Source organism: Pseudomonas sp. ZY71, from assembly GCF_036542145.1.
Taxonomy (GTDB): domain Bacteria; phylum Pseudomonadota; class Gammaproteobacteria; order Pseudomonadales; family Pseudomonadaceae; genus Aquipseudomonas; species Aquipseudomonas koreensis_A.
On record NZ_CP144274.1, the window covers coordinates 1801493 to 1828397 of the forward strand.

Here is a 26905-nt window from a genome sequence, read left to right on the forward strand (position 1 = left end):
CAAGGAGTGAACAAGTGACTGACAAACATATTGATCGCGAGACGCTGAGCGTACTGCGCGAAGTCATGGAGGAGGGTTATCCGGAGCTTCTGGATACCTTTCTGACGGATTCCGAAAGTCGCTTGGGCGAGTTGCAAAAGACCTCTGATGCCAAGGTGTTGTCGGAAGTTGCCCATAGTTTCAAGGGCAGCGCCAGCAACATGGGAGCTGTGCGCTTGGCGGCGCTCTGCCAGGAACTCGAATCGGACGCCAAAGACAAGAGCACGGCGGAAATAGTCAAACTGGTCGCTGAGATCAGTGGCGAATTTGCCGAAGTGCGCCCGGTTTACGAAAGCGAAAAACATCCCGCTCACACTCACTGATCCCGCCGTCCGGCGCTTTTCTGAGGCGCCGGACAAAACTGGCCCGGCACTTGCAGATATCTCCGCAACTGTACCTACGATCCCAGTGCAGCGGAGACCGTTTCATGCCTGCGACCCCCAACATCCTTCTTCAGAATGCCGCTCAGGCCAAGGCGCAAGCTGCCTCTGCCAAAACGTCGGCCATGGCCGTAGATACCGGGGATAAAGCCTCAAGCTTCGCGAAAGTGTTCGCCGATCAGGGATCGAGCAAGCCTGTTGCGGCTGCGGACAATTCGTCCAAGGCGTCGCGCGACAAGGTCGCAGACAACAGTGGCAAAAAGGATGTTGGCAAGGATCAGTCTGCCGCTGCGCAACCGGTGGTTGCCGATAGCGGCAACGACTTGCCTGCCGACAAAACCGCCGCGACCGATGACACCACCACCGCCAGCAGCGACGACAGCACCGACACTCCTCAGACCCCAGTGGTTGATGCCGCGCCGGTTGACCCGACGCTCGATCCGGCGTTGGCCGTCGCTGTGCAGCCGGTGGTCGCGGCCCCCGTGGCGCAGGCCCCGGCTGCGGTTGCCCCGGCCCAGCCAGAAACCGAAACCCCGGCACTTGCCGCATTGCCGGGTGTGGTCAAAGATCCGACGCCGACCACCGACAGCGATTTCGACCCTTCGGCTGATCCCCTCGACTCGATGCCGGCCGTGCGCATGGCGATGGAGCAGGGCGGGCACATTTCCGCCACCAGCCAGGCGCAACCGAAGGCTTCGCCGGCTCAGGCTCAGGCCGACGGCGAATTGACTGCAGCGCAAAACTTCGCCGCCGGCATGGCCAGCATGCTCGACGTGCAAGCCGATAAGGACAGCACCAGTCAGGGCGGCGACAAAGCCTTCAGCGGCTTGATCGACGACGGCCTCAAAGACCTTAAGAATGCGACCAGCGATACCCGCGTGGATGACTTCGCCAACCGTCTGGCGGCCCTGACACAAGCTGCCACGCCGAAGACTGCAAACGCGGTGCCGGTGAACCAGCCGATCGCCATGCATCAGAGCGGCTGGACTGAAGAAGTGGTCAACCGCGTCATGTATCTGTCGAGCGCCAATCTCAAGGCGGCGGATATTCAGTTGCAACCGGCCGAACTGGGGCGCCTGGATATCCGCGTCAACATGGTCCCGGATCAGCAGACGCAAGTGACGTTCATGAGTGCGCACCCGAGCGTGCGTGAAGCGCTGGATGGGCAGATGCATCGTCTGCGCGAGATGTTCAACCAGCAGGGCATGGGCCAGGTCGACGTCAATGTCTCCGACCAGAGCCGTGGCTGGCAGGGTCAGCAGGAACAGGCGCAGCAGGGCCAGAGTGGTCGCACCCGCGCTGCCGGCGGTCGCCTCGATTCGGCGGATGAAGAATTGGCCCCTGCCACCATTGCTGAGGCCGCTGCGCAAACTACTAGCGTGATTGGCAGCAGCGCGGTCGACTATTACGCCTGATCAAAATCAAGAGCCCCTCACCCTAGCCCTCTCCCGGAGGGAGAGGGGACTGACTGGGGGATATTGGAGATTTACACCGACTTGAAATAGCGTCTGTGAATCCACGATCGCCAAGACTTGATGGACGACTCCCTAATCGACGCGGTCTTTCAGGTCGATGTTTGACGTCTGACACCTCGGTCGGCCTCCTGAAAACCCTCACCCTAGCTCTCTCCCAGAGGGAGAGGGAACTGATTGGGGGATATTGGAGATTTACACCGACTTGAAATAGCGTCTGTGAATCCATGATCGCCAAGACTTGATGGATGACTCCCTAATCGACGCGGTCTTTCAGGTCGATGTTTGACGTCTGACACCTCGGGCGGCCTCTTGAAAACCCTCACCCTAGCCCTCTCCCAGAGGGAGAGGGGACTGATTGGGGGATATTGGAGATTTACACCGACTTGAAATAGCGTCTGTGAATCCATGATCGCCAAGACTTGATGGATGACTCCCTAATCGACGCGGTCTTTCAGGTCGATGTTTGACGTCTGACACCTCGGTCAGCCTCCTGAAAACTCTCACCCTAGCCCTGTCCGGGAGGGAGAGGGGACTGATTGGGGGATATTGGAGATTTACACCGACTTGAAATAGCGTCTGTGAATCCATGATCGCCAAGACTTGATGGATGACTCCCTAATCGACGCGGTCTTTCAGGTCGATGTTTGACGTCTGGCACCTCGGTCGGCCTCTTGAAAACCCTCACCCTAGCCCTCTCCCAGAGGGAGAGGGGACTGATTGGGGGATGCTCGCGAAGTACGCCGACCGGATACTTCTGCTGTGAATCCATAGTCGACTCGGTAATTCAGATCGACGTATCACGACAAAACAACTCGGTCGGCTCCCTCTCCCTCCGGGAGAGGGCTGGGGTGAGGGTGCCTTTGACTTTAGCGTTGTCTCTACCATCACCGACACTTCTGGCATAACACTTGCTCTTGCCTTGCCGTGCGACTGTGAAAACCCGAATAGTGACGGATTATTGGCATGGCGAAGAGCGAAACCGCAGCAGTGAAAGACCCCGCAACCAAAGGCAAACTCAAGCTGATCATTGTGATCGTGCTGGCGTTGCTGTTGGCCATTGGTGCATCCGTGGGGGCGACCTGGTTCTTCATGCACAGCGCCCAGAGCAAGCCTGCCGAGGCCGCTGATGCAGCGCCTGTCGGCAAGCAGCCAGCGATTTTCGAGCCGATGGCGCCGGCGTTTGTCGCCAACTACAACCAGAATGGCCGTCAGCGCTACATGCAGGTGAGCATCACCATGCTGGCGCGTAATCAGGCCGATCTGGAAGCGCTCAAAGTGCACATGCCGGTAATCCGCAACAACCTGGTGATGCTCTTCTCCGGTCAGGATTTCGCCACCTTGGCGACCCCGGTCGGCCAAGAGATGTTGCGCCAGAAGGCCACCGCCAGCGTCCAGGAAGTGGCGCAGAAAGAGCTGGGCAAAGTGGTGATCGAACAGTTGCTTTTCACTAATTTCGTACTGCAGTAGGAACACGACATGGCCGTGCAGGATCTGCTGTCCCAGGATGAAATCGACGCGCTGTTGCATGGCGTCGACGATGGTCTGGTACAGACCGATAACGCTGCCGAACCCGGCAGTGTCAAAAGCTACGACCTGACCAGCCAGGATCGCATCGTCCGTGGACGCATGCCGACTCTGGAAATGATCAACGAGCGTTTTGCCCGTTACACCCGCATCAGCATGTTCAACATGCTGCGCCGCTCGGCGGACGTTGCCGTCGGTGGCGTGCAGGTGATGAAGTTCGGCGAATACGTGCACTCGCTGTACGTACCGACCAGCCTTAACCTGGTCAAGATCAAACCGTTGCGCGGCACCGCGCTGTTCATCCTCGACGCCAAACTGGTGTTCAAGCTGGTGGACAACTTCTTCGGCGGTGACGGCCGTCACGCCAAGATCGAAGGGCGTGAATTCACCCCGACCGAACTGCGCGTGGTGCGCATGGTGCTGGAGCAGGCTTTCGTCGATTTGAAGGAAGCCTGGCAGGCGATCATGGAAGTCAATTTCGAGTACATCAACTCGGAAGTGAACCCGGCCATGGCCAATATCGTCGGCCCGAGCGAAGCGATTGTGGTCTCCACGTTCCACATCGAACTCGATGGCGGTGGCGGCGATCTGCACGTGACCATGCCGTACTCGATGATCGAGCCGGTGCGCGAAATGCTCGACGCCGGTTTCCAGTCCGACCTCGACGATCAGGACGAGCGCTGGGTCAACGCCCTGCGCCAGGACGTACTCGATGTCGATGTGCCGATCGGCGCCACCGTGGCTCGCCGCCAGTTGAAGCTGCGCGACATCCTGCACATGCAGCCGGGGGATGTGATCCCGGTCGAGATGCCGGAAGAAATGATCATGCGCGCCAACGGCGTGCCGGCCTTCAAGGTCAAGATGGGCTCGCACAAAGGCAACCTCGCGTTGCAAGTGATCGAGCCGATCGAGCGTCGCTGAAGCGGCGCTCCAACCCCCAAGCATTTAACTGAATTTTTGCCCGCCGAGGACAAATGATGAACGACGATATGAACGCCCAGGACGACCAGGCACTGGCTGATGAATGGGCTGCTGCCCTGGAAGAAACCGGTGATGGTCAGGCTGACATCGACGCCCTGCTGGCCGCCGACGCAGCCAGCGGCTCGCGTCTGCCGATGGAAGAGTTCGGCAGCGTGCCGAAGAACAACGACCCGGTGACCCTCGACGGCCCGAACCTGGACGTGATCCTCGACATCCCGGTATCGATCTCGATGGAAGTGGGCAGCACCGACATCAACATTCGCAACCTGCTGCAACTCAACCAGGGTTCGGTGATCGAGCTCGATCGTCTGGCCGGCGAGCCGCTGGACGTGCTGGTCAACGGCACGCTGATCGCGCACGGTGAAGTGGTAGTGGTCAACGAAAAGTTCGGCATCCGCCTGACTGACGTGATCAGCCCAAGCGAACGCATCAAGAAGCTGCGCTGAGTGAAACGGTTTCTCTGGGCTCTGTTGGCCTTGCCGCTGAGCGTGCTGGCCGCCGAACCGTCGACCGCCACCACCGTGCCGGCCGCGACCGCGCCGATGGTTAGCAGCGGCGTGGCCGGGCAACTGACGCAACTGGTCTTCGGCCTGTTGCTGGTGCTGGGGTTGATCTTCTTCCTCGCCTGGCTATTGCGCCGGGTGCAGCAGGCAGGTCCGGCCGGCAAGGGCCAGGTGATCGAGCTGATCGGTTCGCGCGCGCTCGGTCCGCGTGACCGTTTGCTGCTGGTGCAGGTCGGCAACGAGCAGATTCTGCTTGGCCTCAGCCCTGGCACCATCACCGCGCTGCATGTGCTCAAGGAACCCGTGCCGGTGCCGCACACCAGTGAAAAAGCCACTCCGGATTTTGCCCAGCAGTTGCTGAAGATACTCGGCAAGGATCAGAAGGATACGAAGTAATGGGTGCGTTACGCATCGTCTTGACGCTGGCCCTGATGCTGGCCGCGCCGCTGGCGTTCGCCGCCGATCCGTTGTCGATCCCGGCGATCACGCTGGGCACCAACGCCGATGGCGCGCAGGAGTATTCGGTCAGTCTGCAGATCCTGCTGATCATGACCGCCCTGAGCTTCATTCCGGCGGCCGTGATTCTGATGACCAGTTTCACCCGGATCATCATCGTCTTCTCGATCCTGCGTCAGGCCCTTGGCCTGCAACAGACGCCGTCGAACCAGATCCTCACCGGCATGGCGCTGTTCCTCACCATGTTCATCATGGCCCCGGTGTTCGACCGGGTGAACAACGATGCGCTGCAACCGTATCTGGCGGAAAAACTCACCGCCCAGCAAGCGGTAGAAAAAGCTCAAGTGCCAATCAAGGACTTCATGCTCGCGCAGACCCGCACCAGCGATCTCGAGCTGTTCATGCGCCTGTCCAAGCGCACCGACATCGCCACGCCGGATCAGGCGCCGCTGACCATTCTGGTGCCGGCGTTCGTCACCTCCGAACTTAAAACCGCGTTCCAGATCGGCTTCATGATCTTCATTCCGTTCCTGATCATCGACCTCGTCGTGGCCAGTGTGCTGATGGCGATGGGTATGATGATGCTCTCGCCGCTGATCATCTCGCTGCCGTTCAAGATCATGCTGTTCGTGCTGGTGGATGGCTGGGCGCTGATCATCGGCACCCTGGCCAGCAGTTTTGGAGGTGTCTCGCCATGACGCCGGAAGTTGCGGTCGATATCTTTCGTGAAGCCCTTTGGCTGACCACATTGATGGTCGCGATTCTGGTGGTGCCGAGCCTGTTGGTCGGCTTGCTGGTGGCGATGTTTCAGGCTGCCACGCAGATCAACGAACAGACCCTGAGCTTCCTGCCGCGTCTGCTGGTGATGCTGGTCACGTTGATCATCGGTGGTCCGTGGATCGTGCAGACGTTCATGGAGTACATCATTCAGTTGTACAAAAACATCCCGATGGTCATCGGCTAAGCCATGCAATCGCTGCTTCAGCTGACCGACACCCAGATCAGTACCTGGGTGGCGTCGTTCATGTTGCCGCTGTTTCGCGTCGCCTCGATGCTGATGGTCATGCCGGTGTTCGGCACCACGCTGATACCGCGCCGTGTGCGCCTGTATTTCGCCGTGGCGATCACCGTGTGCATTGCGCCGAGCCTGCCGCCGATGCCGGCGGTCAGCCCGCTCGACCTGAGTGGCTTGATGTTGATTGCCGAACAGATCCTCGTCGGCGCCGTGCTCGGGTTTTCCCTGCAGCTGTTTTTCCAGGCGTTTGCCGTGGCCGGGCAAATCGTCGCCATTCAGATGGGCATGGGTTTCGCTTCGATGGTCGACCCGGCCAACGGGGTCTCCGTGGCGGTGATCGGGCAGTTTTTCACCATGCTCGTCACGCTGCTGTTCCTGTCGATGAATGGCCACCTGGTGGTCTTCGAAGTGCTCACCGAAAGCTTCACCACGCTACCGGTCGGCAGCGGTCTGATGACCGCGCACTACTGGGAGCTGGCCGGCAAACTTGGCTGGGTCCTTGGTGCGGCGTTGCTGCTGGTATTGCCGGCGGTCACCGCGCTGCTGGTGGTCAACATCGCCTTCGGCGTGATGACCCGTGCCGCGCCGCAACTGAATATTTTCTCCATCGGTTTTCCGCTGACCCTGGTGCTCGGCCTGTTCATTGTCTGGGTCGGTCTGGCGGACATTCTCAACCAGTATCAGCCGCTGGCCACTGAAGCCTTGCAGCTGTTACGCGAACTGGCACGGGCGCGCTGAGTCATGGCAGAGAGCGAAAGCGGTCAGGACAAAACAGAAGACCCCACGGAGAAACGTAAAAAGGACTCCCGTGAGAAGGGCGAGATTGCCCGTTCCAAAGAACTCAACACCCTGGCCGTGACCATGGCCGGTGCCGGTGCGCTGCTGGTGTTCGGCGGCATGCTGGCCGAAGACCTGATGGAGCTGATGCGCCTGAACTTCACGCTGTCGCGCGAAGTGATCATGGATCAGGGTTCCATGGGCGCGTTCCTGTTGCAGTCGGGCCAGATGGCGCTGTTGGCGATCCAGCCGATCATGATCACCCTGTTGCTGGCGGCGCTGATCGGGCCGATTTCCCTCGGTGGCTGGCTGTTCGCGGCGGGCTCCCTGGCCCCCAAGTTCAGCCGGATGAACCCGGCGGCAGGCCTGAAACGGATGTTTTCGTTCAAGTCAGTGATCGAGTTGCTCAAGGCGCTGGCCAAGTTTCTGATCACTTTGGGTGTGGCGTTGGTGGTGTTGTCGGCGGATGTCGATGACTTTCTGCGGATCGCCCACGAGCCGCTTGAAATGGCGATCATCCACAGCGTCACGCTGGTCGGCTGGAGCACCTTGTGGCTGGCCTGCGGCCTGATCATCATCGCCGCCGTCGACGTGCCGGTGCAGCTCTGGGAAGCCCACAAGAAACTGCTGATGACCAAGCAGGAAGTGCGCGACGAGCACAAGGATCAGGAGGGTCGCCCGGAAGTCAAACAGCGCATCCGCCAGACCCAGCGCGAAATGTCCCAGCGCCGTATGATGGCGGCGATTCCCGACGCCGACGTGGTCATCACCAACCCGACCCACTACGCCGTCGCGCTCAAGTACGACTCGGAGAAGGGCGGCGCGCCGATGCTGATCGCCAAGGGCAGCGACTTCCTCGCGCTGAAAATCCGTGAAATCGCTGTGGCCAACAACGTCATGCTCCTCGAATCGCCGGGGCTGGCGCGTTCGATTTACTACTCCACCGAACTGGATCAGGAAATCCCAGGTGGGCTGTACCTGGCAGTTGCTCAGGTCTTGGCCTACGTCTACCAGATCCGCCAGTTCCGTGCCGGCAAGGGCAAGCGCCCGGATCCGCTCAAGGATGATTTGCCGATTCCGCCGGATCTGCGCCGCGATACCTGATGGTTACCGTCTGTCTGGAAAACCTCTGAACCTGTCAAGTCTGACAGTAGACGGCTGTGCCCATCGGCGCTCTCATTGCCATGGGAATTCTCCCGGCATTTCCCTGCATTGGTCGCTCTGATCATCTGATACGAGTACCTGGGATCGGCGCCTGCATAAGGTTTCAGAGGAAGCAATCATGGCAGACCAGCCCTACAGAAAGTTGCAAGGTATGGAAGTTGAATTCGTCTCGGGAGTGTTGGAGCAGCGCACAGCCGATCGCGCAATCGGTTACACCGTGACTTTCAAGTTGATGCTGGACTTCACCCATTTCAAGCAGATGGCCAACGCCTACAGCGCCAATTATCTGGAAGTGTCGAGCAACGCGATTCGGCCGGAGCTGGAGGGTTTGGCGTACCACAATCACTACAGTGTGATTGGTACTTCTGCAGGAAAAATCGTCAACAGCGCGATGCTTTTCGAACTCTTCACCGATCCGGATCTGTACCTGGATGGCTGGATCAACAACGACATGGAGAGGCGATTTGGCAAGCCGGAATTCGTCATCGAGGGAGATGCGCTTTTGATAACGGCGCGCCAGGACTTTCGTTGGGAAGATCCGCAGCGCGAAATCAAGATCGAAGATCTCCCCATCATTTGGTTTGATTGGGCACTCACCCTCATAGAGCAGCGGACAAAACTGCCGAAGAGTACGACGCCGATTTCGGTGGTGACGTTTATGTACCCGCAGGCCGAGGTCGTAGTTGTTGAGGGTAAGGAGCTGCTCAAGGGCGCGCGCTATATCAATGGCAAGAATCTCGGTTTCGGCCCGATTACCCCTGAACAGGTTTTAACCGCGTAGTGATCTGCAACCCGCCGCCCCGATTGAAACGGGGCGGCGGGTTTTTTCTGCCTCAAGGTTTGTGTTGCTCCTTAGCCAGTATTCGCGCTCCCACTCTGGAAGCCGTTCAACGGTGGGAGCGAGCCTGCTCGCGGAGGCGTCAGAATTGACGCTGGATCAATCAGCTGGTGTCCCCAATGCCTGCGTCAACCCGGCAACTCCAGATTATCCATCACCCGATTCACCGCCAGTTCCCCCAGCATGATCAATTGCGCGATCCCCAGCAGTGTCCTGCGCTGCGACGCCGGTATGAGATGGGCAAAGTCATGGGCGATGGTTCTGGCTGAGGCGAGTGTTTCGCTGGCATCGGCCAGCAGTTCTTCGTTTTTGAAGTCGGCGGTGACTGCGTACATCCTGCGGGTTCTGCGCGGTGGTGGGGTGGAGCCGGGTGGGCAGAGGTAGTGATCGAGCGCGCGTTCGGCGGCGTCGTTGAGTTTTTTGGAGTCGAGGGATTCGTAGGGGGAGGCGAGGTCGATTTCGGGTGGGTTGGGTGTTGGTTTGATCATGGTGATACTCCTGAGGTTATGGAGCCACTCTTTCCCTGTCGCTAAACAAGTGAAGGTGGCAGCTGTACGCAGGTTAGCGAACCGGTCACAGGCACCCCGGTAGACCCAAAGGTCTCCCGCATACAGCCGCCATAACGTAATTGCGGGCGAAGAGTCCCACAACGAAGCTACGAACGCTGATGCACTGAGATGGTCCGGGTCGCTAAACCCGATCGCTGATTCGTCAGCGACCGACCCACAATAGAACCCGGCCCCAAGGTGCACAAGCCGGCGGATTCTGGCGTAGCTGTAGGCAATGACGCAAGAATATGTAGCCTTAAAGGCGTGTCTGAAGGTGTCTTTTAAACACCTGAGTTTAAAAGGCGATTTGCACTAACTCGACTGGCCCCTTCGCGAGCAGGCTCGCTCCCACAAGAGACTGCATTCCAAATGTGAGAGTGAAATGCACACCAAATGTAGGAGTGAGCCTGCTCGCGATAGCGGAGTGTCAGTTGACGAATTTTTTGGATGACACACCGCTATCGCGAGCAGGCTCACTCCTACAGTGGTCGCGTACACCTCCCTCTCTGTTTCAATCAATCGCAAAAGTTGGAAAGCTTCTTGCAGTACCCGGCGTGAGCCCGCTCTGGGCGTCAAAAGTTTGCTTTAAAGGAACGGGGAAAACCGGTGGATCGCTCTCAGTTATTCAACACTGCTCGCACAAACGTTGCCGACCTCAGTCGAGGCAATCTGGGCGTGCCGTTGTTGCTGCTGGTCATGCTGGCGATGATGATGTTGCCGGTGCCGCCGTTCCTGCTCGACGTCTTCTTTACCTTCAACATTGCCCTGTCCATCGTCGTCCTGCTGGTCTGCGTGTATGCGCTGCGCCCGCTGGATTTCGCTGTGTTCCCGACCATTCTGCTGGTGGCGACGCTGCTGCGCCTGGCGTTGAACGTGGCCTCGACGCGGGTGGTGATGCTCCACGGTCAGGACGGCCACGCCGCGGCCGGTAAGGTGATTCAGGCCTTCGGTGAGGTGGTGATCGGCGGTAACTACGTGGTCGGTATCGTGGTCTTCGCGATCCTGATGATCATCAACTTCGTCGTGGTGACCAAGGGTGCCGGGCGGATTTCCGAAGTGAGCGCGCGTTTCACCCTCGATGCGATGCCCGGTAAACAAATGGCGATCGACGCCGACCTCAACGCCGGTCTGATCGACCAGAACCAGGCCAAGGCGCGCCGTCAGGAAGTCGCCCAAGAGGCTGAGTTCTACGGTTCGATGGACGGTGCCAGCAAATTCGTCCGCGGTGACGCCATCGCCGGCCTGCTGATTCTGTTTATCAACCTCATCGGCGGCATGGCCGTGGGTATCTTCCAGCACAACATGAGCTTCGGCGATGCCGGTCGGGTTTACGCCTTGCTGACCATCGGTGACGGTTTAGTGGCGCAATTGCCATCACTGTTGTTATCGACAGCGGCAGCGATCATGGTGACCCGTGCTTCCGGTTCGGAAGACATGGGCAAGCAGATCAATCGCCAGATGTTCGCCTCGCCGAAAGCGCTGGCGGTGGCGGCCGGTCTGATGGCGGTGATGGGCCTGGTGCCGGGCATGCCGCACTTCTCGTTCCTGAGCATGGCTGCGCTGGCCGCTGGCGGCGCGTACCTGTTCTGGAAGAAGCAGAACGTGGCCAAGGTCGTGGCGCTGGAAGAGGTCAAGCGCCAGCAGGAATTGCTGCCGTCGCCGGCCCGCGCCATGGAAACCAAGGAGCTGGGCTGGGACGACGTGACGCCGATCGACATGATCGGTCTGGAAGTCGGTTATCGCCTGATTCCGCTGGTGGATCGCAACCAGGGCGGGCAATTGCTGGCGCGGATCAAGGGCGTGCGCAAGAAGCTCTCGCAGGATCTCGGCTTCCTCATGCCGACCGTGCACATCCGCGACAACCTCGATCTGGCGCCGAGCGCTTATCGCCTGACCCTGATGGGGGTGATCCTCGCCGAAGCCGAGATCTACCCGGATCGCGAACTGGCGATCAACCCGGGCCAGGTCTACGGCACGCTCAACGGTATCAACGCCAAAGATCCGGCTTTCGGCCTGGAGGCGGTGTGGATCGAAATCAGCCAGCGTGCGCAGGCACAATCGCTCGGTTACACCGTGGTCGATGCCAGCACCGTGGTCGCCACGCACTTGAACCAGATTCTGTACAAGCACTCCAGCGAGCTGATTGGCCACGAAGAAGTGCAGCAACTCATGCAATTGCTGGCCAAAAGCTCGCCGAAACTGGCTGAAGAGCTGGTGCCGGGCGTGGTCTCGTTGTCGCAGTTGCTCAAAGTGCTGCAAGCGTTGCTCGCCGAACACGTACCGGTGCGCGATATCCGCAGCATTGCCGAAGCCATCGCCAACAACGCCGCGAAGAGTCAAGATACCGCCGCGTTGGTGGCTGCGGTGCGGGTTGGCGTATCGCGCGCCATCGTCCAAAGCATTGTAGGCACTGAGTCCGAGCTGCCTGTGATCACCTTGGAACCAAGGTTGGAACAAATATTGCTCAATAGTCTGCAGAAGGCAGGACAAGGCTCGGAAGAGGGCGTTCTGCTGGAGCCAAGCATGGCCGAGAAGCTGCAGCGTTCGCTGATCGAAGCGGCGCAGCGTCAGGAAATGCAAGGTCAGCCAGTGATCCTTTTGGTCGCTGGCCCGATCCGCGCGATGCTCTCGCGCTTTGGCCGCCTCGCAGTCCCTGGATTGCATGTGCTGGCCTACCAGGAAATACCGGACAACAAGCAAGTGACCATCGTTGCGACAGTAGGGCCCAACGGCTGAGGTAGTGGTTTATGCAAGTTAAGCGTTTCTTTGCCGCCGATATGCGTCAGGCCATGAAGCTGGTTCGTGATGAGCTGGGCGCTGATGCCGCCATCATTGGCAATCGCCGCATTGCCGGCGGTGTCGAGCTGACGGCGGCACTGGATTACAAATTGTCGGCCCTGGCGCCACGGGTTCCGAACATGGAACTCGAAGACGAGCTGCGCAAGACCCAGTCGCGCATCGTCACCGCTCAGGCCGAGTTGAGCCTGCGTGGCGAAGCTGATGGCAATAGCAATCGCCAGATCTTCGCCGGGCTGCCGTTGACGGCTGGCCTGCCGCTGACCGCTGCCGAACCGCTGAGCGAGCCGACTTACGCCGCACCGGCGCGTCCGGCCCCGGCGCCGGCGCAGTCTTCCGGCGGCGTTGATCCGCGTGCACTGGATTCGATGCGCTTTGAATTGAACAGCCTGCGCGAGCTGATGGAAGTTCAGCTCGGCACCCTGGCCTGGAATCAGCTGCAAGGCAGCCGTCCGGCGCAAGCCAATCTTTATCGCCGTCTGCAACGTATCGGTCTGTCCGGCCCGTTGTCGCGCGATCTGCTGGCGATGATTACTGATATCGAAGAGCCGCGTCAGGCCTGGCGCATGCTGCTGGCGCACTTGGCGCGGATGATTGCCGTACCGGAAGTCGAGCCGCTGGAAGAGGGCGGTGTGATTGCCATGGTCGGCCCTGCCGGCATGGGCAAGACCACTACGCTCGCCAAGCTGGCAGCGCGTTATGTGCTGAAATACGGCGCGCAGAATGTCGCGCTGGTGAGCATGGACAGTTTCCGTATCGGCGCTCAGGAACAACTGAAGACGCTGGGCCGCATTCTCAATGTGCCAGTGACTCACGTCGATCCGGGCCAATCGCTGGTGCAGGCGCTGGATCCACTGCTGCGCAAACGCGTGGTATTGATCGATACTGCCGGCCTGCAAGCCAGTGATCCTGCGCTGCGCATGCAGCTGGAAAGTCTGGCCGGGCGTGGCATTCGTTCAAAAAATTATCTGGTCTTGGCAACCACCAGCCAGAAACAGGTTCTAACCGCCGCTTATCACAGTTACAAGCGTTGCGGGCTAGCCGGCTGCATCCTGACTAAACTGGATGAAACGGCCAGCCTTGGCGAAGTGTTGAGCCTGGCGATCAGTCATGAATTGCCGGTCGCGTACCTGACCGATGGCCCACGGATTCCGGATGATTTGCATCTGCCGCGCCGTCATCAACTGGTCAGCCGCGCCGTCAGCGTGCAAATGCAGGAAGAACCCAGCGAAGAAGCCATGGCTGACATGTTCGCTGATATCTATCACAGCCCGACCAAGCAGGTAGGCTGAGGTATTCATGAACAGTTTTTGTACCTACATCGATGGTCTGCCATGCATTGTTCCGGTTGTGAACGCGCAGCCAGTAATGTGGCCTCCGTCTATGCAAGACAAGGTAAAGAAATAACATGGGCAGCATGCATCCCGTACAGGTGATCGCGGTGACCGGCGGCAAAGGTGGCGTCGGCAAGACTAACGTGTCAGTGAACTTGTCGCTGGCGCTGGCAGAGCTTGGCCGTCGGGTCATGCTGCTGGACGCCGATCTGGGACTGGCGAACGTCGACGTTTTGTTGGGTCTGACCCCTAAACGCACACTGGCCGACGTGATCGAAGGCCGTTGCGAATTGCGCGACGTGCTGTTGCAAGGCCCCGGTGGCATCCGCATCGTCCCGGCCGCGTCCGGCACGCAAAGCATGGTGCACCTGAGCCCGGCGCAACATGCCGGTCTGATTCAGGCGTTCAGCGACATCGGCGACAATCTCGACGTGCTGGTGATCGACACCGCTGCGGGTATTGGTGACTCGGTAGTCAGTTTTGTACGCGCCGCGCAAGAAGTGTTGCTGGTGGTCTGCGATGAGCCTACTTCCATTACCGACGCCTACGCGCTGATCAAGTTGCTCAACCGCGATTACGGCATGAACCGCTTCCGCGTGCTGGCCAACATGGCGCAGAGCCCGCAGGAAGGGCGCAACCTGTTCGCCAAGTTGACCAAGGTCACGGATCGCTTCCTTGACGTGGCCCTACAATACGTCGGCGCCGTGCCTTACGACGAAAGCGTGCGTAAAGCGGTGCAGAAGCAGCGTGCTGTGTATGAAGCCTTCCCGCGTTCCAAGTGCGCGCTGGCGTTCAAGGCGATCGCGCAGAAGGTCGACACCTGGCCGCTGCCCGCCAACCCGCGTGGCCACCTTGAGTTTTTCGTCGAGCGCCTCGTGCAGCAAACGGCAGGGCCCGTGCTATGACCGCAAGCGGTATGAACTACTACAAGAAGTCGGCACGTGACGCGCAGTACGAACTGATCGAGCGTTACGCGCCACTGGTCAAACGCATTGCCTATCACTTGCTGGCACGTTTGCCGGCGAGTGTGCAGGTCGAAGACCTGATCCAGGCCGGAATGATCGGCCTGCTCGAAGTCTCGACCAAATATGACGCCAGCAAAGGCGCCAGTTTCGAAACGTACGCGGGCATCCGAATCCGCGGCGCGATGCTCGACGAAGTGCGCAAAGGGGACTGGGCGCCACGCTCGGTTCACCGCAATACCCGTATGGTCAGTGACGCAATTCGCTCAATTGAAGCTAAAACCGGCCGTGATGCTAAAGATCACGAGGTTGCGGCCGAACTCCAATTGAGTCTCGACGATTACTACGGGATTTTGAATGACACCTTGGGCAGCCGCCTGTTCAGTTTCGACGATCTGTTGCAGGACGGCGAACACGAAGGGCTGCACGAGGATGGCGCGAGTGCTCATCTTGAGCCGTCACGCGATCTGGAAGATGAACGTTTCCAGGCGGCGTTGGCGGACGCGATTGCCAATTTGCCGGAGCGTGAGCGACTGGTGTTGGCGCTGTACTACGACGAAGAGCTGAACCTCAAGGAGATCGGTGAAGTCCTTGGCGTCAGTGAATCGCGGGTCAGCCAGTTACACAGCCAGTGCGCGGCCCGTTTGCGGGGGCGTTTGGGGGAGTGGCGAGCGCGCTGAAGGCAGTGTGGGGACACTGCGAACGAGGCTGGTGCGGTGATGAACGGCACCGGTCTTGCTCTGTTGTGCTCCAGACAGTCTTCGAGTGCTGCGCCGATTGATTGAAGTGGCGCGTCCAGGTGCTGGGCGCGTTTAAGACTGCTTGGAGGTCGAATTGAACAAAGACATGAAAATCCTCATCGTTGATGACTTCTCAACGATGCGGCGGATCATCAAGAACCTGCTGCGTGATCTTGGGTTCACCAACACCGTCGAGGCTGACGATGGCGTGACTGCCATTCCAGTGCTCAACAGCGGCAGCATCGACTTTCTGGTAACGGACTGGAACATGCCGGGCATGACCGGTATCGACCTGCTGCGCCACGTGCGTGCCGATGAAAAACTCAAGCACCTGCCAGTGCTGATGGTGACTGCAGAAGCCAAGCGCGAGCAGATCATTGAAGCCGCTCAGGCCGGTGTAAACGGCTACGTAGTCAAACCTTTCACGGCTCAGGCGTTGAAAGACAAAATCGAGAAGATTTTCGAACGCATCGGCTGATGAACGCGCGGGGGAGCTATGGAGCATAACGAATCTTCACAGGGCGATTTCGAGTCGACCCTGAAAAAACACGCGGTCGAACTGGTCGAAAGCCTTGAAAAAGGCAGGTTCGGCGACGCTGTGCAACTGATCCATGAGCTCAATCAGACCCGTGACCGTGGCCTGTACCAGGAAGTCGGCAAGCTCACACGTGAACTGCACAGTGCGATCGTCAACTTCCAGATCGACCCGAACATGCCACAGGCCGAGGAAGTGTCGCAAATCACCGACGCCACCGAACGCCTGGGCTATGTGGTCAAGCTGACAGAGGCCGCGGCCAACCGCACCATGGATCTGGTGGAAAGCGCCACGCCGGTGGTCAATGGTCTGGCTGACGAAGCCCAGACTTTGAGCGCCGATTGGGGGCGCTTCATGCGTCGCGAGGTCGGAGCTGAAGAGTTCCGTGAACTGGCGCGCCGGGTCGACGGTTTTCTGTCACGCAGCAGCACGGACAACCGTGCGGTGTCGAGCAATCTCAACGACATCCTGCTGGCCCAGGATTACCAGGACCTGACCGGTCAGGTGATCAAGCGTGTGACCCAACTGGTCACCGAAGTCGAAAGCAATTTGCTCAAACTCGTGCTCATGGCCAGTCAGGTCGACCGCTTTGCGGGCATCGAACATGACCGCGCCGCGATGCTTGCAGAAAAAGATCCACAAAAACATCTCTCGCAGGGTGAAGGTCCGCAGATTCATGCCGATAAACGAGAAGACGTTGTGTCCGGTCAGGACGATGTGGACGATTTGTTATCCAGCCTCGGGTTCTAGTGTTTTGGAATTTTAGGTTTTTTGGGTTTTTAGACCTGTAGGAGCACCCCATTAATGAGCTTCGGCGCCGATGAAGAGATCCTTCAGGATTTCCTGGTTGAGGCCGGCGAGATTCTTGAGCAACTGTCCGAACAACTGGTCGAGCTGGAAAGCCGTCCGGATGACGCAGATCTGCTCAACGCAATTTTTCGCGGTTTCCACACTGTAAAAGGGGGCGCCGGCTTCCTTCAGCTCAATGAGCTGGTGGAGTGCTGTCACATCGCCGAAAACGTGTTCGACATCCTGCGCAAGGGTGAGCGTCGCGTTGATGCAGAACTGATGGACGTTGTCCTCGAAGCACTGGACGCGGTGAACAGCATGTTCACTGAGGTTCGTGAGCGTGCTCCGATCACCGCTGCCACCCCGGAACTGCTGGCCGCCCTGGCGCGTCTGGCCGAACCGCAATCGGCGGACGCGGCCCCGGCTTCGCCAGTGGCCGAGATGATCGAAGAACTGGTCGTCGAAGGCGACTCGGGCGACATCACCGATAACGAATTTGAGCAACTGCTGGATTCGCTGAACGCCGTCAAGGCTGAAGCTGAAGCCCCGGCCGCTGCTGCGCCTGCGCAAACGGCCGCTGAAGCAGCGAGCGATGAAATCACCGATGCCGAGTTCGAGTCGTTGCTCGATCAACTGCACGGCAAGGGCCAGTTCGCGGTGGACGCGGTTGCGCCAGCGGCGGCAGCCCCTGCGGCTCCGGCCAAGGGCGACAGCTCTGACATCACCGACGACGAATTCGAAGCCCTGCTCGATCAATTGCATGGCAAGGGCAACTTTGCCGTGGATGCGCTGGAGTCGGCGATTGCGTCGGCACCTGCGCCGGCTGCTCCAGCGGCCGCCGCTGCCGGCAGCGACCTGATCAGCGATCACGAGTTCGAATCGCTGCTCGACGAATTGCACGGCAAAGGCAAGTTCACCGAAGTCGGCACCGCCGCTGCTGGCAGTGCTTCGACCGTCGCTACACCGGCTGCCAAGGCACCGGCCGCTGCTGCAGCGCCCAAGCCTGCCGCCAAGCCTGAGCCAAAAGCCGAAGCGCCAAAACCGGCTGCCGCTGCTGCACCGGCTCCGGCCCGTGCGTCGGCGACACCGCCACCGGAAAAACCGGCGAGCGAAGCCGAAACCACCGTGCGCGTCGACACGGCACGTCTCGACGAAATCATGAACATGGTCGGCGAGTTGGTGCTGGTGCGTAACCGTCTGGTGCGCCTGGGCCTGAACAGCGGCGATGAAGCCATGCAAAAGGCCGTGTCGAACCTCGACGTGGTCACGGCTGACTTGCAGACCGCCGTCATGAAGACGCGGATGCAGCCGATCAAGAAGGTCTTCGGGCGCTTCCCGCGTCTGGTTCGAGATCTGGCGCGTCAGCTCAAGAAAGAAATCAACCTGGAACTGGTGGGTGAAGAAACCGACCTCGACAAAAACCTTGTCGAGGCCCTGGCCGACCCACTGGTCCACTTGGTGCGCAACGCCGTCGACCACGGCATCGAGTCGCCGGAAGAACGCGAAGCGTCGGGCAAGGCCCGTGGCGGTCGCGTGGTACTGGCGGCCGAGCAAGAGGGCGACCATATCCTGCTGTCGATTTCCGATGACGGCAAAGGCATGGACCCGAATGTCCTGCGCGCCATCGCGGTAAAACGCGGCGTGATGGACAAGGACGCGGCCGATCGCCTCAGCGATACCGAGTGCTACAACCTGATTTTCGCCCCGGGTTTCTCGACCAAGACCGAGATCTCCGACGTGTCCGGACGCGGTGTCGGCATGGACGTGGTGAAGACCAAGATTTCCCAGCTCAACGGTTCGATCAACATCTACTCGACCAAGGGCCAGGGCTCGAAGATCGTCATCAAGGTGCCGCTGACCCTCGCGATCATGCCAACCCTGATGGTCATGCTCGGCAATCAGGCGTTTGCGTTCCCGTTGGTCAACGTCAACGAAATCTTCCACCTCGACCTGTCGACCACCAACGTCGTCGACGGTCAGGAAGTGGTGATCGTGCGGGACAAGGCGCTGCCATTGTTCTACCTCAAGCGCTGGCTGGTCAGCTCCGCCGCTCACGAAGAGCAGCGCGAGGGCCACGTGGTGATCCTTTCGGTAGGCACTCAGCGGATCGGCTTCGTCGTCGATCAACTGGTCGGTCAGGAAGAAGTGGTTATCAAGCCATTGGGCAAAATGCTGCAGGGCACTCCGGGCATGTCCGGCGCCACCATCACCGGTGACGGCCGCATCGCGCTGATTCTCGATGTTCCAAGCATGCTCAAGCGTTACGCCGCACGGCGTATTTGAATCCGGGGCGGCGGGGCGATAACGTCCCGCCGCACCTAATGGAGTGTTTATGGCAGTCAAAGTCCTGGTGGTGGACGATTCGGGTTTTTTCCGCCGCCGCGTCTCGGAAATTCTTTCAGCGGATCCGAGCATTCAGGTGGTCGGCACCGCCACCAACGGTAAAGAGGCGATCGATCAGGCCCTGGCACTCAAGCCGGACGTGATCACCATGGACTACGAGATGCCGATGATGGATGGCATCACGGCAGTGCGGCACATCATGCAGCGCTGCCCGACCCCGGTGTTGATGTTCTCCTCGCTGACCCACGAAGGCGCCCGGGTCACCCTCGATGCGCTGGACGCCGGCGCGGTGGATTTCCTGCCGAAGAATTTCGAAGACATCTCGCGCAACCCGGAGAAGGTCAAGCAGTTGCTGTGCGAAAAGGTCCATAGCATTTCGCGCAGTAATCGTCGTTTCAGTGCTTATAGCGCGCCGGCTCCAGCCGCAGCGCCAACGCCTGCACCGGCTCCGGCGCCATCCAGTTTCAGCAGCCACAGCACCAGCGCACCGGCACGTCCGGCACCCGCGCCTGTGCATGCACCTGCTCCAAGCCGTGCTCCGGCTGCCAGCGCGTCGTCGCCGACACCGAAACGCAAAGCCTACAAACTGGTTGCCATCGGTACCTCGACTGGCGGCCCGGTTGCCTTGCAGCGCGTGCTGACTCAGTTGCCAGCGAACTTTCCGGCGCCGATCGTGCTGATCCAGCACATGCCGGCAGCGTTCACCAAGGCGTTTGCCGAGCGTCTCGACAAGCTCTGCCGCATCAGCGTCAAGGAAGCCGAGGATGGCGACATCCTGCGTCCGGGCCTGGCGTTGCTCGCACCGGGTGGCAAGCAAATGATGATCGACGGCCGTGGCGCGGTGAAAATCCTCCCGGGCGACGAGCGTCTGAATTACAAGCCGTGCGTGGACATCACCTTCGGTTCGGCGGCGAAATCCTACGGCGACAAAGTTCTGGCGGTGGTGTTGACTGGCATGGGCGCCGATGGCCGTGAAGGCGCGCGTCTGCTCAAGCAGGGCGGTAGCGCCGTGTGGGCGCAAGACGAAGCCAGCTGCGTGATCTACGGCATGCCGATGGCCATCGTTAAAGCCGACCTCGCCGACGCGGTGTACAGCCTCGACGACATCGGCAAGCACATTGTCGAGGCGTGTATCTGATGGATGTTTTAAGCCTTATCGGGATCATCATGGCGTTCGTCGCCATCATCGGCGGTAACTACCTTGAAGGTGGTCACCTCGGTGCGCTGGCCAACGGCCCGGCGGCATTGATCGTACTGGGCGGCACCATCGGTGCCGCACTGCTGCAATCGCCGATGAGCGCGTTCAAACGCGCCATGCAGATCCTTGCCTGGATTCTGTTTCCGCCACGGGTCGATCTGGCCGGTGGCATCGATCGCGTCGTCAACTGGAGCCTCACCGCACGCAAGGAAGGCCTGCTGGGTCTGGAAGGCGTGGCGGATGCCGAACCCGACAATTACTCGCGCAAAGGCCTGCAACTGCTGGTCGACGGTGCCGAGCCGGAAGCGATCCGCAGCATCCTCGAAGTGGATTTCTACACTCAGGAAGCGCGCGATATCGAAGCGGCGAAAGTCTTTGAAAGCATGGGCGGCTACGCGCCGACCATCGGCATCATCGGTGCGGTGATGGGCCTGATCCACGTGATGGGCAACCTGGCTGATCCGACGCAGCTGGGCAGCGGTATCGCCGTCGCCTTCGTTGCGACCATTTACGGCGTGGCCAGTGCCAACCTGGTGTTGCTGCCAATCGCCGCCAAGCTGAAGTCAATCGCGTTGCGGCAGTCGCGTTATCGCGAAATGTTGTTGGAAGGGATCCTGTCGATCGCCGAAGGTGAAAACCCTCGCTCCATTGAGTTGAAGCTGCAAGGCTTCATGGATTAAGGGAATAACCTCATGGCCCGTCGTCGCCACCAGGAAGAGCATGTAAACCACGAACGCTGGCTGGTTTCCTACGCTGACTTCATCACGTTGCTGTTCGCGTTCTTCGTGGTCATGTACTCGATTTCGTCGATCAACGAAGGCAAGTACAAGGAAATTTCCGAAGCGCTGGTCGGCGTCTTCAAGGACTCCGACCGCGCGCTCAAACCGATCCCGATCGGCGACGAGCGACCGAAAACCGTGACCCCGGCCAAGCCGCTGGTCAAGGACGCCGAGCAGATCGATGCCGGTATCGCCGGTGCCAGCGATCCGCTGAAAAGCATCGCCGATGACATCAGCGCCGCGTTCGGTGACCTGATCAGTTCCAACCAGATGACTGTGCGCGGCAACGAGCTGTGGGTCGAGATCGAACTCAACTCCAGCCTGTTGTTCGGTAGCGGCGACGCCATGCCGAGTGACATTGCGTTCAACATCATCGACAAGGTTGCAGCGATTCTGAAACCGTTCGACAACCCGATTCACGTCGAAGGCTTCACCGACGATCAACCGATCCGAACCGCGCAGTACCCGACCAACTGGGAGCTGTCATCGGCGCGTTCGGCGAGCATCGTGCGCATGCTGGCCATGCAGGGCGTAAACCCTGGCCGATTGGCATCGGTGGGTTACGGCGAGTTTCAACCGGTGGCCAACAACGCTACCGCTGAAGGCCGCGGGAAAAACCGCCGGGTGGTTCTGGTGGTGTCGCGCAATCTCGATGTACGTCGCAGCCTCACGGGCACCGGAACCGCCAATGCGCAACCGGACGCTGCATTGAAGCGGGCTGGCACACAAACTGCACCGACCCCGGTCAAGACGCCGGGACGCGAGAGTGCCGTCAATTCTCCGTCACCCGCATTAACACGCTGAGCTATGTCTCGGTCGAGCATATCGGCCGGGAGGAACGAACTGAATGAGAGTCTGGGCAGTCGCCAATCAAAAGGGTGGTGTCGGTAAAACCACATCTTCCATCGCTTTAGCCGGATTGCTGGCCGAGGCGGGCAAGCGCGTGGTTGTGGTCGATCTCGACCCGCACGGCTCGATGACCAGCTATTTCGGCTACGATCCCGACAGCCTGGAACACAGCAACTACGACCTGTTTCTGCACAAGGGCAGCGTGCCGCAAGGCCTGCCGGGGCAGTTGCTGTTGTCGACCAGTGACGAACGCATTTCCCTGCTGCCATCGAGCACCGCGCTGGCCACCCTTGAGCGGCAGTCGCCGGGGCAGAGTGGCTTGGGTCTGGTGATCGCCAAGAGTCTGGCGCAGCTGTGGCAGGACTTCGATTACGCGGTGATCGACAGCCCGCCGTTGCTCGGCGTGCTGATGGTCAACGCCCTCGCGGCGAGCCAGCAACTGGTGATCCCGGTGCAGACCGAACACCTGGCCGTCAAAGGTCTGGAGCGCATGGTCAACACCCTGGCGATGATCAACCGCTCACGCAAACAGGCGCTGCCGTTCAGCATCGTGCCGACCCTGTTCGATCGCCGCACACAAGCATCGATGCATACCTTGCGCGTGCTGCGTGACAAATTTCCCGACGAGATCTGGCAGGGCTACATCCCGGTCGATACCCGTCTGCGCGATGCCAGCCGAGCCGGTGTCACGCCTTCGCAATTCGATGGCAAGAGCCGTGGCGTGCTGGCGTATCGCGCGCTGCTCAAGCACCTGTTGGCGCAACAACTTGTTCCGCAGGTGGCTTGAGATGAACCTGTCCCGATCACGCCTGCCTGACTTGCACAAATCCTGTGGGAGCGAGCCTGCTCGCGAAGCAGGCGACGCGGTTTCCCTGTCCGGCGCTGTTGACCGATGAACCGCCCAGTCAAGCTCACATCGCGTCCGCAATTGGCGCTGCAGTCTTATCTGGATAATTTGCTGCAGGAAATTCCTGAGGAGCTGCCGCCGGTCATCGAGGCGCAGCCTGAAGTTGTGGAAAGCAGCGAGGCGCTGGACGAGTTCCAGGCAGCGGTACTGGAAGAGCAGGCGCGTGACGCACAGAAAGCGACCAGGCCTGCTGCGCCGGTTGTTGCGCCTGCCGCCGCATCGGTCGCCAAGGCACCGGTTGCATTGATCGAAGAAGCCGAGCCGGTTCGCGCATCGGTGTCGACACTGGCACCGCTGCTGCAAACCCAATTGCTGAAAACCGCGCCGGAACCGGCCGTGGTCGAACCGGCTCCAGCTCCGGCTCCAGTTGCACCCGCACCCGTCGAGCAGACGCTGGTGCCGCCGCTGGTGGAAGTGCATCTGCCGCCGAACAACACGCCGCCACCGGTGGAAACCGATGGTCGCCCGGCCTGGGCCTCGGAAGCCTTCGAATGCCTGCTGTTCGATGTCGCTGGCCTGACGCTGGCGGTGCCGCTGGTGTGCCTCGGCTCGATCTATTCGCTGGCCGGCCACGAGCTGACGCCGTTGTTCGGTCAGCCGGAATGGTTCCTCGGGATCTTGCCGAGCCAGGCCGGCAACCTGAAAGTATTGGACACCGCGCGCTGGGTCATGCCGGATCGCTATCGCGATGACTTCCGTCAGGGCTTGCAGTACGTGATTTCGGTACAAGGTTACGAGTGGGGGCTGGCGGTGCATCAGGTCAGCCGCTCGTTGCGTCTGGACCCGAATGAAATCAAATGGAGAAGTCACCGGGGTCAGCGGCCATGGCTCGCCGGCACCGTGATTGAGCACATGTGTGCATTGCTTGACGTTTCCGCACTGGCCGAGTTGATCGCCAGCGGTGGGGCAAAGCACCTCGGCGGCCACAAACCGCTACATAAACCGACATAGCAGCCGACATAACAATCAGGCGACGGCATTGTTGAATGCCGCCACACAGAACACACACCGCCCAGAGCGGTTTTTTCGAGGGGTCAGGGTATGAGTAGTCAGGCGACGAATGCAAAAGGTTCTGAAGATCCGATCCTGCAATGGGTAACCTTCAAACTGGACAACGAAACCTACGGCATCAACGTGATGCGCGTTCAGGAAGTGCTGCGCTACACCGAGATCGCTCCGGTGCCGGGCGCGCCAAGCTACGTGCTGGGCATCATCAACCTGCGCGGTAACGTGGTCACCGTGATCGACACCCGTCAGCGCTTCGGCCTGAACAGCGGCGAGATCAGCGACAACACCCGTATCGTCATCATCGAAGCCGACAAGCAAGTCGTCGGCATCATGGTCGACAGCGTGGCCGAAGTGGTTTACCTGCGTCAGTCGGAAATCGAGACGGCGCCGAACGTCGGCAACGAAGAGTCGGCCAAGTTCATCCAGGGCGTGTGCAACAAGAACAACGAGTTGCTGATCCTGGTCGAGCTGGACAAGATGATGAGCGAAGAAGAATGGTCGGACCTGGAGAATATCTGATTGATTCTCGAGGTCGCGGTCATTGTCCTGTTCCTCTTCTGGGCAGGCACGCTGGCAATGTTTGTGTCGTACATCAAGGCGCAGCGAGTAATCGCTGCGCAACAGGCTCAGGGCGATGCGCTGCGTGATCAGCGCATCAAGGACCTGGCCAAGCGTGTCGACGATTACCAGAACGGCAACGTGCGCATGGGCGAAGCCCTGCACGAGCTGCGCGCGGTAGTCAGTCCGTTGCCGGACAAAATCGTTCAGCTGGAACAGCGCGACCCGTCGAGCCTGTCATTCGCCCAAGCGGCGAAACTGGTGGGGATGGGCGCCAGCGTCGATGAACTGACTCAGTCCTGCGGGTTGACCCAGGCTGAGGCGGAGTTGATGCGCAAACTTCACAAGAACTGATTTTTGCGCTCACGCTGAAATAGCCATTCGCGAGCAGGCTCGCTCCCACATTCGATCTCGGTCTAATGTGGGAGCGAGCCTGCTCGCGAAGGCGTCTTCGAAGTCTCAGTAATCATCCCCGCGATCGGTAACGTCCTTCTCGACCATCGGCGCATTCGGGTCCTGCCCCTCAGGGAATTTTCCCTTCAGATTCCACGCAAACGCGATGATCTCGGCGATGGTGCGATACAGCTCTTCGGGAATGCTGTCGCCCAGTTCCATTCTCGCCAGCAACCGCACCAACTCGGCGTTCTCGTAGATCGGCACTTCGCAATCGCGAGCGATGCGCAGGATTTCTTCGGCCAGTTCGTCATCACCCTTGGCGGTGAGGGTCGGGGCGTGGTTGCCGTCGTATTTGAGCGCGATGGCCTGGCGTGGGGCAGTGGAATCGTTCATGCGGTTTCGTCGACCCAGCGGTGTTCGAGACGGGTTTGGTTACCCTGCGGCGGGGTGCCGAGGTGGCAGTCGATGTCGCCGACGTTGAGCCCGCGATCAAGCAGGCGCTGGCGCAGGGCGAACAGGTTGTTGCCGATCAGGTCTGCGGTGTACGGCCGTTCGGCCCACAGTTGGCTGGACAGGCTGCCAGCGATCAACTGCGCCTGAATCTGCATCGGCCCGAGCGGCTCCATGTCGAATGCCAGATCGACGCGCCACAGTTGCTGTTTGGGCTCGCGCTCATCACGACGTTCGTTCGGTTGCGGCTCTCGCTCCGGCGCCTCTTCACGCTGGAACTTGACCTGCAACGGCACGATGTCCTGCAGGTTGCGCATGGGGATTTCCAGTTGCCAAGTGCTGAGCAGGCGGCCGTCGTCGGTGACGCCGGTCTGTTCAAGACTCGACAGTTGATGGCTTTGCAGGCGCGATACCGCAGCGGCGGCGAGGCGCAACAACTGTTCCAGATCGCCTTCGCCGTCCAGGCTTTGCAGCAAGCGCTCGGGCAGCGGGAAGCTGCTCGGTACCGGTTTCGCGCTGACCTGGCCGAGCATGCCTAGGGCGTTGCGGACGAAACTCGGCAGCGCTTGCGCCAGGGTGTTGGCGGCGATGATCGCGTTGAAACTGGTGCTGCTCGGCAGGCCCGGGGTCAGTTGCGCGATCAGCTTGAGCAGGTCGGCTTTCATGTCCGGAGCCAGCGTCGGGTTCTGGCCGGTCAACAGTTTGGCTTCGAGGAACGCGCCGCTGTTGGCCAGCGCCAGTGCCACGCCCTTGGCGGTGCTCAGTTGTTGCACGTCCGGCAGGCTGGCGAGCAGTTTGTCGACCACGGCGCGCAAATCCTGCGATGTCTGATCGCTATCGCTCGGCAGATTTTGCAACGCGTTCAGTAACCCCGTCAGGGACGCCTGACGACTTTGCTGGCCAACCAGTTGCTGACTCACGGCGAGTTGTTCCTGGCGGCTGCTCATCGGCAGGAACTTGAGGGTTTGAGCGTCTTCCACCAGCGCCGAAAGCAGGGTGCCGATGCGTAGTGGCTGCGGGCTGTCGATGGTCAGTGTGCTGCCGCTCTGTGCGGTGTTGAGCAGAGTGACCAGCGAACGGAATACCGCCGCTTGCCCGGGCGTCTGCGGCAGCGCCTGCGAGGTCAGCACCTTGCCTTGCAGCAGCGTGCCGACCGGCAATTGCGCGGTGTCGATGCGGGTGAGGGCGGCGACGCTGCTGGCGATGGCCTGCTGCACGGTAATCGCCAGGTTGCCCGCCGAGGGTTGGGTGATCGCCAGACTGGTGCCTTGCGGCAGCGGCAGATTGCTGGTCGCCTGCACGGTGGTCTGGCGGCCGCCATCGACGGTCACCTTGAGCAATAACTGAAAAGTCTGATCCGCTTGTTTGAGCGACAACACCTCGGCTTTGGCGCTTTGCCCGGCGCCGATCAGGCCTTCGACCGGGGTCAGCAGCTTGAGCAGCTCACCGACCTGCGGGCGAACGGTCGCCGGGGTGGTGGGCGGGAGCGGGAGGATGTTCATTTCGCCTGTCATACGCGGACACAACCTGAGGAAAATGCACTCTTGAGAGTAAGGCACGG

General features: G+C 60.1%; 28 protein-coding genes. 25 read left to right on the top strand and 3 right to left on the bottom strand.

Annotated elements, in window-relative coordinates:
- Window positions 1–14 precede the first annotated feature (14 nt).
- From VY732_RS07975 to VY732_RS08025, 11 genes are all read left to right on the top strand, one after another.
- Window positions 15–362: an Hpt domain-containing protein gene (locus tag VY732_RS07975; protein ID WP_331695147.1), complete on the top strand. Its 348-nt coding sequence runs from the start codon at window positions 15–17 to the stop codon at window positions 360–362.
- 104 nt (window positions 363–466) lie between these two features.
- Window positions 467–1834, top strand: coding sequence for a flagellar hook-length control protein FliK (locus VY732_RS07980; protein ID WP_331695148.1), 1368 nt, complete (start codon window positions 467–469; stop codon window positions 1832–1834).
- Between the two features lie 1023 nt (window positions 1835–2857).
- Window positions 2858–3361, top strand: coding sequence for a flagellar basal body-associated protein FliL (fliL, locus tag VY732_RS07985; protein WP_007920033.1), 504 nt, complete (start codon window positions 2858–2860; stop codon window positions 3359–3361).
- Between the two features lie 9 nt (window positions 3362–3370).
- Window positions 3371–4339 (top strand): flagellar motor switch protein FliM, encoded by a 969-nt coding sequence (fliM, locus tag VY732_RS07990; RefSeq protein WP_038363850.1) that lies wholly within the window; start codon window positions 3371–3373, stop codon window positions 4337–4339.
- A 56-nt stretch (window positions 4340–4395) separates the two neighbouring features.
- Window positions 4396–4845, top strand: coding sequence for a flagellar motor switch protein FliN (gene fliN, locus VY732_RS07995; protein WP_007920031.1), 450 nt, complete (start codon window positions 4396–4398; stop codon window positions 4843–4845).
- Complete coding sequence (fliO, locus tag VY732_RS08000) at window positions 4846–5298, top strand: flagellar biosynthetic protein FliO (RefSeq protein ID WP_077571670.1); 453 nt, start codon at window positions 4846–4848, stop codon at window positions 5296–5298.
- Window positions 5298–6056: a flagellar type III secretion system pore protein FliP gene (gene fliP, locus VY732_RS08005; RefSeq protein ID WP_003222895.1), complete on the top strand. Its 759-nt coding sequence runs from the start codon at window positions 5298–5300 to the stop codon at window positions 6054–6056. The genes fliO and fliP overlap by 1 nt, the downstream gene beginning before the upstream one ends.
- Window positions 6053–6322 (top strand): flagellar biosynthesis protein FliQ, encoded by a 270-nt coding sequence (fliQ, locus tag VY732_RS08010; protein WP_038363854.1) that lies wholly within the window; start codon window positions 6053–6055, stop codon window positions 6320–6322. Before fliP ends, fliQ begins: the two co-directional genes overlap by 4 nt.
- 3 nt (window positions 6323–6325) lie before the next feature.
- A complete protein-coding gene (fliR, locus tag VY732_RS08015) occupies window positions 6326–7111 on the top strand; it encodes a flagellar biosynthetic protein FliR (RefSeq protein WP_077571671.1) in 786 nt (261 codons plus the stop codon).
- Window positions 7112–7114: 3 nt separating this feature from the next.
- Window positions 7115–8254 (top strand): flagellar biosynthesis protein FlhB, encoded by a 1140-nt coding sequence (gene flhB, locus VY732_RS08020; protein WP_123594705.1) that lies wholly within the window; start codon window positions 7115–7117, stop codon window positions 8252–8254.
- 178 nt (window positions 8255–8432) lie between these two features.
- Window positions 8433–9095: a hypothetical protein gene (locus tag VY732_RS08025; protein WP_331695149.1), complete on the top strand. Its 663-nt coding sequence runs from the start codon at window positions 8433–8435 to the stop codon at window positions 9093–9095.
- A gap of 185 nt (window positions 9096–9280) precedes the next feature.
- Here VY732_RS08025 and VY732_RS08030 read toward each other — a convergent pair whose 3' ends face one another.
- A complete protein-coding gene (locus tag VY732_RS08030; RefSeq protein ID WP_331695150.1) occupies window positions 9281–9640 on the bottom strand; it encodes a DUF6124 family protein in 360 nt (119 codons plus the stop codon).
- Window positions 9641–10306: 666 nt separating this feature from the next.
- Here VY732_RS08030 and flhA point away from each other — a divergent pair.
- The 14 genes from flhA (at window position 10307) to VY732_RS08100 (ending at window position 24852) form a co-directional block, all read left to right on the top strand.
- A complete protein-coding gene (flhA, locus tag VY732_RS08035; RefSeq protein WP_034151515.1) occupies window positions 10307–12436 on the top strand; it encodes a flagellar biosynthesis protein FlhA in 2130 nt (709 codons plus the stop codon).
- Between the two features lie 11 nt (window positions 12437–12447).
- Entirely contained in the window at window positions 12448–13788 is a 1341-nt protein-coding gene (flhF, locus tag VY732_RS08040; protein WP_008077677.1) for a flagellar biosynthesis protein FlhF, read from the top strand.
- Between the two features lie 116 nt (window positions 13789–13904).
- Window positions 13905–14735: a flagellar synthesis regulator FleN gene (fleN, locus tag VY732_RS08045; protein WP_003222917.1), complete on the top strand. Its 831-nt coding sequence runs from the start codon at window positions 13905–13907 to the stop codon at window positions 14733–14735.
- The gene (fliA, locus tag VY732_RS08050) at window positions 14732–15472 is read left to right on the top strand and encodes an RNA polymerase sigma factor FliA (RefSeq protein WP_007920004.1); all 741 of its coding nucleotides are present in this window, start codon (window positions 14732–14734) and stop codon (window positions 15470–15472) included. The genes fleN and fliA overlap by 4 nt, the downstream gene beginning before the upstream one ends.
- A 166-nt stretch (window positions 15473–15638) precedes the next feature.
- A complete protein-coding gene (locus VY732_RS08055) occupies window positions 15639–16010 on the top strand; it encodes a chemotaxis response regulator CheY (RefSeq protein ID WP_161986607.1) in 372 nt (123 codons plus the stop codon).
- Window positions 16011–16028: 18 nt separating this feature from the next.
- On the top strand, window positions 16029–16817 hold the full coding sequence (locus VY732_RS08060) for a protein phosphatase CheZ (RefSeq protein WP_034151516.1): 789 nt from the start codon (window positions 16029–16031) through the stop codon (window positions 16815–16817).
- Window positions 16818–16871: 54 nt separating this feature from the next.
- Complete coding sequence (locus VY732_RS08065; RefSeq protein WP_331695151.1) at window positions 16872–19139, top strand: chemotaxis protein CheA; 2268 nt, start codon at window positions 16872–16874, stop codon at window positions 19137–19139.
- Between the two features lie 49 nt (window positions 19140–19188).
- On the top strand, window positions 19189–20337 hold the full coding sequence (locus tag VY732_RS08070) for a protein-glutamate methylesterase/protein-glutamine glutaminase (RefSeq protein WP_331695152.1): 1149 nt from the start codon (window positions 19189–19191) through the stop codon (window positions 20335–20337).
- Window positions 20337–21077: a flagellar motor protein gene (locus tag VY732_RS08075; RefSeq protein ID WP_016987476.1), complete on the top strand. Its 741-nt coding sequence runs from the start codon at window positions 20337–20339 to the stop codon at window positions 21075–21077. Before VY732_RS08070 ends, VY732_RS08075 begins: the two co-directional genes overlap by 1 nt.
- A 12-nt stretch (window positions 21078–21089) precedes the next feature.
- On the top strand, window positions 21090–21980 hold the full coding sequence (gene motD / locus VY732_RS08080) for a flagellar motor protein MotD (RefSeq protein ID WP_034151519.1): 891 nt from the start codon (window positions 21090–21092) through the stop codon (window positions 21978–21980).
- A 43-nt stretch (window positions 21981–22023) separates the two neighbouring features.
- A complete protein-coding gene (locus VY732_RS08085) occupies window positions 22024–22812 on the top strand; it encodes a ParA family protein (RefSeq protein WP_008077691.1) in 789 nt (262 codons plus the stop codon).
- A 105-nt stretch (window positions 22813–22917) separates the two neighbouring features.
- Window positions 22918–23883, top strand: a complete 966-nt coding sequence (locus VY732_RS08090) for a CheW domain-containing protein (RefSeq protein ID WP_331695153.1) — start codon at window positions 22918–22920, stop codon at window positions 23881–23883.
- A gap of 90 nt (window positions 23884–23973) precedes the next feature.
- Window positions 23974–24459 carry a chemotaxis protein CheW gene (locus VY732_RS08095; protein WP_007919980.1) on the top strand — a complete coding sequence of 162 codons (486 nt, stop codon included), beginning with the start codon at window positions 23974–23976 and terminating at the stop codon, window positions 24457–24459.
- Window positions 24460–24852 (top strand): DUF2802 domain-containing protein, encoded by a 393-nt coding sequence (locus VY732_RS08100; RefSeq protein ID WP_102900473.1) that lies wholly within the window; start codon window positions 24460–24462, stop codon window positions 24850–24852.
- A 105-nt stretch (window positions 24853–24957) separates the two neighbouring features.
- Here VY732_RS08100 and VY732_RS08105 read toward each other — a convergent pair whose 3' ends face one another.
- Together VY732_RS08105 and fliK are read right to left on the bottom strand one after the other, a co-directional pair.
- Window positions 24958–25287, bottom strand: a complete 330-nt coding sequence (locus tag VY732_RS08105; protein ID WP_016987484.1) for an EscU/YscU/HrcU family type III secretion system export apparatus switch protein — start codon at window positions 25285–25287, stop codon at window positions 24958–24960.
- Window positions 25284–26858, bottom strand: coding sequence for a flagellar hook-length control protein FliK (fliK, locus tag VY732_RS08110; protein ID WP_137219126.1), 1575 nt, complete (start codon window positions 26856–26858; stop codon window positions 25284–25286). The genes VY732_RS08105 and fliK overlap by 4 nt, the downstream gene beginning before the upstream one ends.
- Between the last annotated feature and the right edge of the window lie 47 nt (window positions 26859–26905).